The following is a 12,164-nucleotide window of genomic DNA, read 5'->3' as shown; positions in this document are numbered from 1 at the left end:
GCCCGGACTTCACCGCGTCCCGAACAGCCGGTCCCCGGCATCTCCCAGCCCCGGCACGATGTAGCCGTGGTCGTTGAGGCCGTCGTCCACCGCCGCGACCCAGAGGGGCACGTCGGGGTGCCAGCCGCGCAGCCGCTCCAGACCCTCGGGCGAGGCGACGAGGCAGACGAAGCGGATATTGGTGACGCCGCGCTCCTTCAGCCGTTCGATGGCGGCGACGGCGGTGTTGCCGGTGGCCAGCATGGGGTCGATGACCACGCACAGCCGCTCGGCGACGTCGTCGGGCGCACGGAAATAGTATTCGACGGCGTCGTGCGTCACGGGCTCGCGATACAGGCCGATGTGGCCGACGCGGGCCGAGGGGACCAGTTCCAGCATCCCGTCCACAAGACCGAGGCCCGCGCGGAGAATGGGGACGAAGACCAGCTTCTTGCCGGCGATGCGCTGGCCGGTCGTGGGGCCGACGGGGGTCTCCACCGGATAGTCCTCCAGCGGCAGATCGCGGGTGACCTCGTAGCAGAGCAGGGTCGAAATCTCGCGCAGCAGCTGGCGGAAACGGGCGGTCGAGGTGTCCTTCGCCCGCATGATCGACAGCTTGTGGCGGACCAGCGGGTGGGCGACGACGGTGACGCCGTCCATCGAGAAGGCAGTCTTGGTTGGCATCAGAAAACGGTCCCGTCGGAGAGGATGGTCAGGGGCGGTCCGCCGCCGCCCTTACCAGTATCAGGTCGGCGCTCGGCGGCGGCGCGGCGGCCGGCGGCCCAGGTGCCGCCCTCCAGCACGCTGGCGAGGGGCATGGCCTCGGCGGTGACACCGAGTTCGGCCCGGACCAGCGGGGCGATCTGGTCGAGCAGGGCCACGGTCATGGCGCGCCAGCCGACGACGAGCGGATCGGACACCGGCCAAGGCTTGGCGAGGTCCGCCGGGTCCTTCAACGTCAGCACGCCCAGATCCATGAACAGGCCGCCGTTGCGGTATTCGGCCAGGCCGGTCAGGCCGTCCAGATCGGTCACCTCGACGCCCGCTGTCTGCAGCGGCTCGACCAGCGAATAGCTGAGCCACTGCGACAGTTTGTGGATCGGCATCAGGCCGTCGGTGGCGTCGCCGCGCTTGATCGCGGGATGCCTCCAGCAGTCGCCGAGGTCGACGCCGCCCAGCGTCAGCCGGTCGCGCCAGACCGGGCCGAGGGCTTCGAGCAGCACCTCAAGGATGACCGGGGCGGGCAGGCGGTCATGCTCGTCGGCACGATCGACCATGGCGTCGAACAGGCCGCCGGGACGGGGCTCGTCCTCGAGCGCGAACAGGTCGGGCTCGGCGAGGCAGGCCTGTCCCAGACGGCGCAGCAGGGCGGCGCGGCCCTCGAGCCCGACCAGCGGGTTCTTCGGCGTGACTTGGAAGCCGCCGGCCAGATCGGCGGCGGTCAGGAAGGTCAGGGCCACGGCGTCGACGCGCCACGGATCGTCCTCGGTGATGGAGAAGGCCCCGGCCTCGAACATCCTCAGCGAGGCGATGGCCAGCCCTTCCGAGCGGGTCAGGGTGCGGCCGGTGCGGGCGTCCTGATAGGACCAGTCAGGTCCCGCGCCGGCGTCGAGCAGGACGGAGACGATGGCGAGATCGAACTCGGTGCGGGCGCGCGAGGCGGGGTCGAGCCAGTCGCGGGCCTCCGCGACCGGCCCCCACAGATCGACGCCGTCGACGGCGAAATGCCGCCAGCGGGCGTGGAAGGGCACCGCCAGGGTCGGATACTGGTCGCGGATCACGGCGGCGACGTAGCGGGCCGTTTCCGGCAGCCGGTCGAGATCGACCGTCCAATGGTCGAGGCCTCCGGCGACGCCGATCGCCAACATCTCATGGGCCCGCTCGCGGACGGCGGCGGCGGATAGCAGGCTCTGGGCCTGCGCCGTTTCAGAACTGCTCAAGGTCGCGGCCCACCACGCGGGTCAGGTCCTCGGCCGAGGGCGGGGCGTCGGGGGTGAAATAGCCGGCCGCCTTCTTGGCCTCCATCTCCACCGAGGCATCGGGCGGGACGAGGTAGTCGGGGATCGGCACGCGCTCGCCGATCTCGATGCCGGATTCGGTCAGGGCGTCATGCTTCATGTTGGACATCGAAACGAAGCGGTCGATCTTCGTGATACCGAGCCAGTGCAGGATGTCGGGCATCAGCTGCTGGAAGCGGGCGTCCTGGACCCCGGCGACGCATTCGGTGCGCTCGAAATAGGTGGCCGCCTGGTCTCCGCCGGGCTGGCGCTTGCGGGCGTTGTAGACGAGGAATTTTGTGACCTCGCCGAGGGCCCGGCCTTCCTTGCGGTTATAGGCGATCAGGCCGGCGCCGCCGTCCTGGGCCTCGCGGATGCACTCCTCGATGCCGTGGGTCAGATAGGGGCGGCAAGTGCAGATGTCGGATCCGAACACGTCCGAGCCGTTGCACTCGTCATGGACGCGGCAGGTCAGGCGGCGGTTCGGGTCGGCGATCGCGGCCGGGTCGCCGAAGATGTAGAGGGTGATGCCCCCGATCGGCGGCAGGAAGACCTTGATGTCGGGCCGGGTGACGAGGTCGGCGTACATGCCGCCGGTCTGTTCGAACAGGGTCCGGCGCAGGGCGGTCTCAGTGACGCCGAAGCGTTCGGCGATCCCGGGCAGGTACCAGACCGGATCGATGGCGGCCTTGGTCACGGCGACGTCGCCGCTTTCATGGACGATCTGGCCGTCGGCCTTCAGCCGGCCCGCGGCGATGGCCTCGCCGATCTCGCCGAGTTGAAGGCGGGCGCGGGTGACCGCGATGGTGGGGCGGATGTCGACGCCGTCGCCAAGCTCGTTGGCGAAGTCTTCCGCGACACGGGCGCCCCAAGGGTCGAGCGAGACGATCTTCGAGGCGTCTGTCCACTGCGGGAACGGGCCCATGGGCGTGGTCGGCGAAGTGTTAGTCAGGTCGGGCCGGTTGTTGGCGGCCATGGCGCCCGAGGACACGGCCAGGGCGCGATAGACCGAATAGGCCCCGCCGTGGGCGCCGATGGCGTTGCGGTCGCCGCCGGAGTTGACCGTGCCGATGACGGGTCCGCGTGCCTTCGCGGTCGCCGCGCCCCATTCGATGGGGAAACGGCTGACGGTCCCGGCGCCGGGGTGGGAGTTGAGCCGGATGTGGCTCGGTCGGTTGGTCATGGATCCTCACTCGAACCGGCTTGTTGTTTTTCTTGCGCCGGACTCATCAGGACACACCTGTTGTGACTCGCTGTCCAGCCCTGTCGCACCTGCGTGTGTCATCGCGGCTTAAAGCGTGACCCCCTCCCGCCATCGTCATTCCGGGCGGAGCGCAGCGGAGACCCGGAACCCAGCGGCGCGCGAGAGCGCGAAGCTGTGGGGAGCGCGATATGTGGGAGTAGCGGCCCGTCGCGACTGCCGGTGTTTCGCCGCCGTCGCGGCGCCGCCCGGAATGACGATAGCAGAGGGGACAAAGAGTCGCTTGACTCCCTCACACAGTATGTCGCATACACTGTGCGTCACACACTATGTGAGATGCAGGGAAGCGGCATGAGCCTCGATCCGGACCTTTTTGAAAGCATGCGGCTGGAGCTGCGGCGTGGGTCGCTGGTGCTGGCGGTTCTCGCCTGTCTCAGGACCGAGCGGTATGGCTACACCCTGCGTCAGGCCCTGGCCGCCGACGGGCTCGAGATGGAGGAATCGACCCTCTATCCGCTGCTGCGCCGGCTGGAGAGCCAGGGGCTTCTGAACAGCGAATGGCGCGAGGAGGAGAAGCGAAAGAAGCGCTTCTACGTCCTGTCGCCCGGGGGCGTGTCGATGCTGGCCGCCCTGACCGGCGAATGGCGGGGCATCAACGCCTCGCTCGACAAGATTCTCTGAAATCTGGGCTGAAGGGGAAAAGCCATGGACCTGATTGATCGCTATCTGAACGCCGTCGCCGCGCAGCTGCCGCAGGACGAACGGGCCGACATCATCGCCGAACTGCGCGACCTGATCCTGAGCCGGTTCGAGGCCAAGGAAGAGGAACTGGGCCGCGCCCTGACCGAGGACGAGCAGGAAACCATACTGCGCGAGATCGGCCATCCGCTGGTCGTCGCCGCCCGCTATCGCAAGGGGCCGGACTCGCTGGTCGGGCCGGAGCTGTTTCCCTATTGGCTGTTCGGGGTGAAGGCCGGGCTGATGGTGCTGGGGGTGGTCTATGCCCTCACCCTGTTCATCCGGCTGATCGGCGGCGCGGACGATGCGGGGCAGGCCATCGCCCAGGCATTCCACGGCTTCTTCGGCGCGGGGCTGGTGTTGATCGGCGCAGCGACCCTGGCGGCGGCCATCTTCGAACATCAGGGCATTCGGCCGTCGTGGATGACCCAATGGCGGGTGAAGGATCTCGGCGCCTTCGGCATGGCCGATCCGGCGGCCTGGAAGGCCTCGATGACGGGCATGGAGCCGGCGAAGGCCGTCTGGACTCCCCGCGTCAAACCCTGGCCGGGGGGCGAGTATCTGTTCTCCTTCCTCGCGGTCGGCATGTTCGTGCTGTGGTGGATCGGGGTGCTGCACTTCCCCGGCCTGATGTCGATCGAACTGCGGGGTGAGGATGCGGTGGTCAGCGGGGCGCCGGTCTGGTCGATCCTGTTCGGGCCCATCCTGCTGTACGCTTTCGCCCAGATGGCTATCGACCTGGCCAGCCTGGTCCGCCCCTATGCGGTCCGGGCCCGCGCCGCGGCCCAGATCGTCGTCGCCGGCGCCGGCCTGTGGCTGACCTGGGCGATCTTCGAGGCCGGGCACTGGTTCACCCTGACGCGCGGCGAGGAGACGGCGCCGATCGCCGGCGACTGGATGATGCTGGACTTTGACACACTCCGGAACCTCGGCGACGGCGCGCGCGATCTGGTCGGGATCGCAAGCACCCTGTCAGTGATGCTGGTCTGGATGCTGGCTGTCTCGGCGCTCAGCCTGGCGTTCAAGATCATCGCCAACCTCGGGCGGCTGGCGCGGGCGTAGCATTCCTCCCCCAGCGAAGCGTCCGGGGGAGGAACTCCCATGTCCGAAAACCGCGAGACTTCCATGGCCGCAGCGATCATTCTGCGGTCATGGAAAATCCCGGTGAACTCGATCAGGAGGCCTGCTATCGCGCCGTGCTGACGCGCGATGCGCGCTTTGACGGGCGGTTCTTCGGCTGTGTGAAAACCACGGGCATCTACTGCCGTCCGGTCTGTCCGGCGCGGACGCCGAAGCGGGAGAATATGGTCTTCGTGGTCTCGGCCGCGGCGGCGGAGGAGGGGGGCTTCCGGGCCTGCCTGCGCTGCCGGCCCGAGACCGCGCCCGACATGGGCGCCTGGCGCGGCACTTCCAATACGGTCAGCCGGGCTCTGGCCCTGATCGAGGCGGGCGCGCTCGATGAAGGGGACGTCGACGCATTGGCAGGGCGTCTGGGCGTCGGCGAGCGGCATCTGCGCCGGCTGTTCCGCCAGCATCTGGGCGCGGCTCCGGTGAGCGTGGCGCAGACACGAAGGGTGCTGCTGGCCAAGGCCCTGATCCACCAGACCGACCTGTCCATGGCCCAGGTGTCGCTGGCCTCCGGCTTTGGCAGTGTGCGGCGCTTCAACGAGACCTTTCAGGCCCTGTACGGCCGGCCGCCCTCGGCGCTGCGACGGCGCGGCGAGCGGGTGCATGAGGGCGGGGTTCGCTTGAGCCTGTCCTACCGCACGCCCTATGACTGGGACGCCATGTTCGCGGCCTTGACGGCGCGTGGCGATGCGGTCGAGGGGCGGCGCTGGTCGCGGGGTCTGACCCGGGACGTAGACGGCGCCGAGGGCTCGGTCACCGTCGAACCCGCGCAGGTCGGGCGGGTCTCGGTCTGTGTCGAGGCCGATGACCTCAAGGCCCTTCCGGGCGTTCTGGCGCGGGTGCGGCGGGTGTTTGACCTGTCGGCCGACCCGGAAGCTATCGGGCGCGACCTGTCGGCCGATCGGGCGCTGAAGCCGCTGGTGGCGGCGCGGCCGGGGCTGCGGCTGCCGGGAAACTGGATCGACGACGGGGTCCCGGATCAAGTCCGGGACGCGCCGAACGACCGGTTGAACGATGAAACGCTCGCCGTCCGCGCCGAAGCCTGGCGTCCGTGGCGGGCCTATGGGGCGCTGCATCTCGCATTGGCGGGGATCAGCGGCGCGGACCTGAAGCAGAGGGAGAGCGACGATGCGAAGCGCGCAGCCTGAGACCCTGACCCTCGACCGGGTCGCCACGCCGGTGGGCGAGGTGCTGCTGGTCACCGATGGCCAGGGCGCCGTGCGGGCGCTGGACTTCGCCGACTATGAGCCCCGGATGACGCGGCTGCTGGCCCGTCATGCCCCGGGCGCGGTGGTCGTCGAAGGCCGGGCGCCAGAGGCGGTGCGGCGCGCGGTCGAGGCCTGGTTCGGCGGCGACCTGACCGCGCTGGACGGATTGACGGTCAAGACCGGCGGCACGGCCTTCCAGCGCACGGTCTGGGCGGCGCTGCGGGCCATTCCGGCGGGCGAAACCCGTAGCTACGGCCAGCTGGCGGCGGCGATCGGCTCGCCCCGGGCGGTGCGGGCCGCCGCTCTGGCCAACGGTCAGAATCCCGTCGCGGTCATCGTGCCGTGCCATCGCGTGATTGGGGCGAACGGGACGCTGACCGGCTATGCGGGCGGGCTGGAGCGCAAACGGTGGCTGTTGCGGCACGAGGGTGTTTCCCTCTTCTGACCCCTTGATTCTTCCGCCCATCCGCCTAGATTGTTCCCACATATGCTGAAAGTGAGCATAAGTCGGCGACGGTCAGATGGATCGGTCGCCGTTCTTCGGGTCCAGGAATTGCTCAAGTAGAGCAAAAGGGATGCCAAATGGCTGACGGCGCGTTCGGAATGTCAAAGGCACTGGCGCGGGAAACCGCCCCGGTGTGGGCCAAGGTCAAGGACCATGTCACCCCGATGGAATGGCCGGCGCAGGCCGCGCTGATCAGCGAAATCAATGCGCTGAAGAAGACGCGCGACGCGGTCATCCTGGCCCACAACTATATGACGCCCGAGATATTCCACGGGGTCGGCGACTATGTCGGCGACAGCCTGGGCCTGGCGAAAGAGGCCGCGCGGTCGAAGGCGAAGGTGATCGTCCAGGCCGGCGTGCATTTCATGGCGGAGACCTCGAAGATCCTGAGCCCTGACAAGACGGTGTTGATCCCCGACCTGCGCGCAGGATGCTCGCTGGCGGCCTCGATCACGGGCGCGGATGTGCGGCTGATCAAGCAGCGCTATCCGGGTCTGCCGGTGGTGACCTATGTAAACACCACCGCTGATGTGAAGGCCGAGACCGACATCTGCTGCACATCCGCGAACGCCGTGCAGGTGGTGGAATGGGCGGCGAAGGAATGGGGGGTCGACCGCGTCATCCTGATCCCCGACGAATTCCTGGCCCGCAACGTCGCAGCCCAGACCAGCGTCGGCATCATCGCCTGGAAGGGCCGTTGCGAGGTGCATGAGCGGTTCACGGCCGCCGACATCGCCGAGATGCGGCTGGCCTATCCGGGGGCGGAAATCCTCGCCCATCCGGAGTGCCCCGAGGATGTGCTGGCCGCCTCGGACTTCGCCGGCTCGACCGCCGCGATGATCGATCATGTGACCGCCCGCAAGCCGAAGCAGGTGGTGATGATCACCGAATGTTCGATGGCCTCGAACGTGGCCGGGGACCTGCCCGGGGTCCAGTTCATCGGGCCGTGCAACCTGTGCCCGTATATGCAACGGATCACGCTGGAGAACATCCGCGACTGTCTGCTTCACATGCGGTTCGAGGTGACCGTGCCCGAGGACATCGCCGAACGGGCGCGGCTGGCCGTGCAGCGGATGGTGGACCTGCCCCCGCCGGCGGTCCCGGCGCGCTACGACATGGTCAAGGCGCGGCATCATGTGGCGGTGGAGCTGATCTGATGCACTACGTCCCGCCCGTTCGCGCCGTGGCGACGATCGACAAGCGCAGCCTGCGGCTTCTCGCCCTGCTGGCCTTGTGGCTGCGGTGGGAAAAGGCCACCTCGTCGGGATGACAGACAGCAACACGCCTCGTCCCGGTCCCTGGGACGCCAAACCCCAACCGGCCGCCCCCGCGCGGGACGCGGCTGGGGCCGATCGGGGTCCGCCTCGCGCTGCCGAGCCCCCGCTGGACAAGGGTCAGCACCCGGTCTGGGCGGTGGTTTCGACCCTGCTGCTGGGCGGGCTGATCTGGTGGTGGAGCCAGAGCTGGATCATGGTCGTGGCCGTCCTGTTCGGCCTGCTGGTGCATGAGTATGGTCATGTGCTGGCGATGAACCGGCTCGGCATGGGCCCGGCCCGCATCTACATCATCCCCTTCCTCGGCGGGGTGGCGAAGAGCCAGAGACTGCCGAACAGCGAGTGGGACGGGGTGCTGGTGTCGCTGGCGGGGCCCGCATTCGGCATGCTGGCGGCCATCCCCTTCCTCGGCCTGTATATCGTCACGGGACAGGCCGAATGGCTGGTCGGCGTCCTGGCCATCGCCACCCTTAACCTGGTCAATCTGGCGCCCGCGCCGCCTCTGGACGGGTCCAAGGCCTTGGGGCCGGTGCTGGCGCGCGTTCACCCGATGCTGGAGCGGGTGGTGATCTTCCTCATTGGCGCGGTCGTGGTGCTCTGGGGCATCAGCAACGGCAGCTGGTTCTTCGCCGGCTTCCTGGCGTTGTCCCTGTACGCCCATCTGAAGCGCGGCGACTGGCGGCCGGACGGTCGCCCTCTGACGGCGCGTGAGTCGGGCTACAGCGTCGGTCTGTTTCTGGTGACCCTGGTGCTGTGCGGCGGCGTCGCGCTGGCGGCCCTGCTGCCCCTGACCGGCACGCTGGAGAACGCCCTGGCCATCGCTGGCCGCTATCTCGAGTTCGGGCGTTGAGCCGCATCGTCCATCATGATGGACCGTTGATCATCGGCGGGGGTCTGGCCGGTCTGTCGGCCGCGCTTGAGGCCGGGCCGCGCAAGGTGCTGGTGGTGACGCCCGCGCCACTGCTGGAGGCCTGTTCCTCGGCCTGGGCCCAGGGCGGCGTCGCCGCGGCCCTGTCTGCGGACGATGCGCCGGCCCTGCATGCGGCTGATACGGCGGCGGCCGGGGCCGGTCTGGTCGAGGCCGCGGCGACGGAGATTCTGACCGGAGACGGCCGCGCGACCGTCGAATGGCTGGCCTCGCTGGGCGCCCCGTTTGACCGCGACGCCGCGGGCGGTTTCGCCGTCAGTCTGGAAGCCGCCCATTCCCACGCCCGGGTGGCCCGGGTCGGCGGCGACGGAGCCGGGCGGGCGATCCTGTCGGCCCTGATCGCGGCAGTTCGCGCCGCCCCGCATATCGAGGCCTGGGAAGACGGGCGGCTGCGCGGCCTGATCCATGATGCGAGCGGTCGTGTGCGCGGCGCCCTGATCGAGCGCGGGGCCCCCGGTTCGCGGCGGATGGTCGAGGTGCTGGCCCCCGCCGTGGTGCTGGCCACAGGCGGCGCCGGCGGCCTGTTCGCCTGGACCACCACCCCCGCCGCCCTGCTGGGCGAGGGCATGGCGCTGGCCTACCGCGCCGGGGCGGAGATTCTCGACCCCGAATTCGTGCAATTCCACCCGACAGCCATCGACGTCGGCCTGGACCCCATGCCGCTGGCGACCGAGGCCTTGCGGGGCGAGGGCGCGAGGCTGATCGACCGCGACGGGCGGTTCCTGCTGGGCGAGGCGGAGAACGCCGACCTGCAGCCCCGCGATGTGGTGGCGCGGGCGGTGCATGCGGCGCGGGCTGAGGGACGCGGCGCGTTTCTGGATTGTCGCGGCGCGATCGGCGCGGCCTTCGCCGAGGAATTCCCGGCGGTGTTCGCCGCCTGCATGCGGGCCGGGTTGGACCCGCGCGAGACACCGATCCCGGTGGCCGCGGCGGCCCACTATCACATGGGCGGGATCGCCGCCGGACCGGACGGCCGCACGAGTTTGCCGGGCCTGTTCGCGGTCGGCGAATGCGCCGCCACCGGGGTGCACGGCGCCAACCGTCTGGCGTCCAACTCCCTGCTCGAGGCCGCGGCCTTCGGACGGCGTACGGGGCGGGCGGCTGCGCTTGAAACCCCGGGCGAGGGCGCAACCCTGCTGTCGCCTGTCGCCCCGGACCTGTCTCCGGACGCGCTGCAGACTCTGCGCGAGGCCATGAGCGAGGGCGCGGGCGTGGTGCGCGATGCGGCGGCCCTGACCCAGGCGCTGACCGTCATCGCGCGGCTGGAGGCCGGGACGCCGGGCGCCCTGCCGCTGGTCGCGGCGCGGTTGATCGCCGAGGCGGCGCTGGCGCGGCGCGAGAGCCGGGGCGGCCACTTCCGTAGCGACTACCCTGACGCGGCCTCCGTGGCGAGGCATACAAGGCTACAGATGCAATCTCAAGATGCAAAGTCTTTCGCAGAAGCGGAAAGGGCGGCATAGTGACGGTCGGAGCAACGCGATGACCTCGACCCCGCCCGGCATGGAGGAAGGCCCGGCCGCCTTCCGGTTCGATTTCGACCGGTTCGAACAGATGTTCGAACAAGGAATACTCAATCAGCTAGGCCCGCGTCTCGAACTGCTGGACGGAAGGATCGTCGAGATGGCTCCAGGGTCCGACGATCACAGCAAGACGAATGCCGACTTGGTCATCAGGCTCGGGATGAGGCTGATCGAGGCTGGACTCACAGCTGAGTTCGGTGTCCGGACCGACGGTACGCTGCGCATCGGCGACTACAACGCGCCGGAGCCGGACGTTTTCGTGGTTCGCAACTTTTCCGGCCGCAAATACGCCCAAGCGTCGGACGCCGTGCTGGTCGTCGAGGTCTCGATCTCGACGCGGGCGAAGGACCTGCGGATCAAGTCTCCGCTCTACGCCCGCGCCGGCATCCCCGAGTTCTGGATCGTCGAACCCGAGGCCCATATGATCCGGGTCTTCCGCGATCCACGTCCGGACGGCAGCTGGGGGGATACAAGGGTCGTGAGCGAAGGCGCCGTCTCCCCCCTGTTCTCGGATCAGGTGCGCGTCGATCTGGCGGAACTGTTCTGACTCCCATGCTCCCTGACATTCTGATTGAACCCGTGGTGCGCGCGGCGCTGGCCGAGGATCTGGGCCGGGCGGGCGACGTCACCAGCCGGGCCTGCATCCCCGAAGGCGCGCGGATGCGGGCGGTGTTCGCGGCGCGCAAGGCGGGGGTGCTGGCGGGCATCGACTGCGTGCGGCTGGCCGTGCTGGCGATGGACCCGAAGGCGTCGATCGATCTGAAGCTGCGCGACGGCGACGCCTTCGCGGCGGGAGCGGTTCTGGCCGAGGTCGAAGCGGACGCCCGCGCCTTCCTTGCGGCCGAGCGGACGGCGCTGAACCTGCTGGGGCGGCTGTGCGGGATCGCTACCCTGACGCGGGCCTATGTCGAGGCGGTCGCCGGCACGAAGGCGCGGATCGCCGACACGCGCAAGACCACCCCCGGCCTGCGCGCGCTGGAGAAGCATGCGGTGCTGTGCGGCGGCGGGGTCAATCACCGCTTCGGACTGGATGACGCCATCCTGATCAAGGACAACCATGTCGCCGTCTGCGGCGGCGTGGGCGAGGCCGTCCGACGGGCGCGTGCAGCCGTCGGCCACCTGATGAAGGTCGAGGTCGAAGTCGACGGGCTGGATCAGCTGGACGAGGCGCTGGCCGCCGCGCCGGACGTGATCATGCTGGACAATTTCACCCTGCCGATGCTGCGCGAGGCCGTGGCCCGCACGGCCGGGCGGATCACGCTGGAGGCCTCGGGCGGGGTCAATCTGGAGACGGTGCGCGGCATAGCGGAGACGGGCGTAGACGTGATCTCGGTCGGCGCCCTGACCCATTCGGCGCCGGCGCTGGACGTGGGACTGGACGCCACGCCTGGCTGACCAGCGAACGCCGTTTCGGAACAGGACGGCGATGCGGCGGGTTCAGGGAGTCACGGAAGGAGACTTCGATGACCCGCGCCCCCCGGATTCCCAAGGAGCAACGCAGCTACGCCGACAAGGGCGGGCAGGCGGTCGAGGACGCCGCCGACAGCGACCGGCGTGATCTCGAGACCGAAATTCAGACCGGGCAGCCGGGCGACTCGGACGTCAACCTCGACACCCAGGGCCGGTTCGGCAATCTGAAGCAGAATCTCACGAACCAGTGGAAGGTTCAGGACCGCTGATCCGGCA

The 12,164-nt window shown here is 69.2% G+C and carries 13 protein-coding genes; 10 read left to right on the top strand and 3 right to left on the bottom strand.

What is annotated here, in order from left to right; translation table 11 throughout:
* Positions 1 to 9 precede the first annotated feature (9 nt).
* The 3 genes from upp to Q8K49_RS12520 are packed head-to-tail and all read right to left on the bottom strand — an operon-like array spanning position 10 to position 3,159.
* Positions 10 to 639 carry a uracil phosphoribosyltransferase gene (gene upp / locus Q8K49_RS12530; protein WP_305306453.1) on the bottom strand — a complete coding sequence of 210 codons (630 nt, stop codon included), beginning with the start codon at positions 637 to 639 and terminating at the stop codon, positions 10 to 12.
* Between the two features lie 23 nt (positions 640 to 662).
* Complete coding sequence (locus Q8K49_RS12525) at positions 663 to 1,919, bottom strand: URC4/urg3 family protein (RefSeq protein ID WP_305306410.1); 1,257 nt, start codon at positions 1,917 to 1,919, stop codon at positions 663 to 665.
* Positions 1,906 to 3,159 carry a GTP cyclohydrolase II gene (locus Q8K49_RS12520; protein ID WP_305306409.1) on the bottom strand — a complete coding sequence of 418 codons (1,254 nt, stop codon included), beginning with the start codon at positions 3,157 to 3,159 and terminating at the stop codon, positions 1,906 to 1,908. The genes Q8K49_RS12525 and Q8K49_RS12520 overlap by 14 nt, the downstream gene beginning before the upstream one ends.
* 369 nt (positions 3,160 to 3,528) lie before the next feature.
* Between Q8K49_RS12520 and Q8K49_RS12515 the strand changes: the two genes are divergently transcribed.
* The 10 genes from Q8K49_RS12515 (at position 3,529) to Q8K49_RS12470 (ending at position 12,157) form a co-directional block, all read left to right on the top strand.
* A complete protein-coding gene (locus tag Q8K49_RS12515) occupies positions 3,529 to 3,858 on the top strand; it encodes a PadR family transcriptional regulator (RefSeq protein WP_305306408.1) in 330 nt (109 codons plus the stop codon).
* 24 nt (positions 3,859 to 3,882) lie between these two features.
* Positions 3,883 to 4,977, top strand: a complete 1,095-nt coding sequence (locus Q8K49_RS12510) for a hypothetical protein (protein WP_305306407.1) — start codon at positions 3,883 to 3,885, stop codon at positions 4,975 to 4,977.
* 89 nt (positions 4,978 to 5,066) lie between these two features.
* Positions 5,067 to 6,191 (top strand): bifunctional transcriptional activator/DNA repair enzyme AdaA, encoded by a 1,125-nt coding sequence (locus tag Q8K49_RS12505; RefSeq protein ID WP_305306406.1) that lies wholly within the window; start codon positions 5,067 to 5,069, stop codon positions 6,189 to 6,191.
* Positions 6,172 to 6,696 carry a methylated-DNA--[protein]-cysteine S-methyltransferase gene (locus Q8K49_RS12500; RefSeq protein WP_305306405.1) on the top strand — a complete coding sequence of 175 codons (525 nt, stop codon included), beginning with the start codon at positions 6,172 to 6,174 and terminating at the stop codon, positions 6,694 to 6,696. The genes Q8K49_RS12505 and Q8K49_RS12500 overlap by 20 nt, the downstream gene beginning before the upstream one ends.
* A 137-nt stretch (positions 6,697 to 6,833) precedes the next feature.
* A complete protein-coding gene (gene nadA / locus Q8K49_RS12495) occupies positions 6,834 to 7,913 on the top strand; it encodes a quinolinate synthase NadA (RefSeq protein WP_305306404.1) in 1,080 nt (359 codons plus the stop codon).
* Between the two features lie 109 nt (positions 7,914 to 8,022).
* Positions 8,023 to 8,880: a metalloprotease gene (locus Q8K49_RS12490; RefSeq protein ID WP_305306403.1), complete on the top strand. Its 858-nt coding sequence runs from the start codon at positions 8,023 to 8,025 to the stop codon at positions 8,878 to 8,880.
* Positions 8,877 to 10,418 (top strand): L-aspartate oxidase, encoded by a 1,542-nt coding sequence (locus tag Q8K49_RS12485; RefSeq protein WP_305306402.1) that lies wholly within the window; start codon positions 8,877 to 8,879, stop codon positions 10,416 to 10,418. Before Q8K49_RS12490 ends, Q8K49_RS12485 begins: the two co-directional genes overlap by 4 nt.
* A 19-nt stretch (positions 10,419 to 10,437) precedes the next feature.
* Entirely contained in the window at positions 10,438 to 11,025 is a 588-nt protein-coding gene (locus Q8K49_RS12480) for a Uma2 family endonuclease (RefSeq protein WP_305306401.1), read from the top strand.
* A gap of 5 nt (positions 11,026 to 11,030) precedes the next feature.
* Positions 11,031 to 11,873 carry a carboxylating nicotinate-nucleotide diphosphorylase gene (gene nadC, locus Q8K49_RS12475; protein WP_305306400.1) on the top strand — a complete coding sequence of 281 codons (843 nt, stop codon included), beginning with the start codon at positions 11,031 to 11,033 and terminating at the stop codon, positions 11,871 to 11,873.
* 68 nt (positions 11,874 to 11,941) lie between these two features.
* Positions 11,942 to 12,157, top strand: coding sequence for a hypothetical protein (locus Q8K49_RS12470; RefSeq protein WP_305306399.1), 216 nt, complete (start codon positions 11,942 to 11,944; stop codon positions 12,155 to 12,157).
* Positions 12,158 to 12,164: the final 7 nt, after the last annotated feature.

The sequence above is a fragment of the Brevundimonas sp. genome, from assembly GCF_030682035.1.
GTDB lineage: Bacteria > Pseudomonadota > Alphaproteobacteria > Caulobacterales > Caulobacteraceae > Brevundimonas.
The sequence above is the reverse complement of the archived record's forward strand: the minus strand, read 5'-3'. Positions and strand labels throughout refer to the sequence as shown.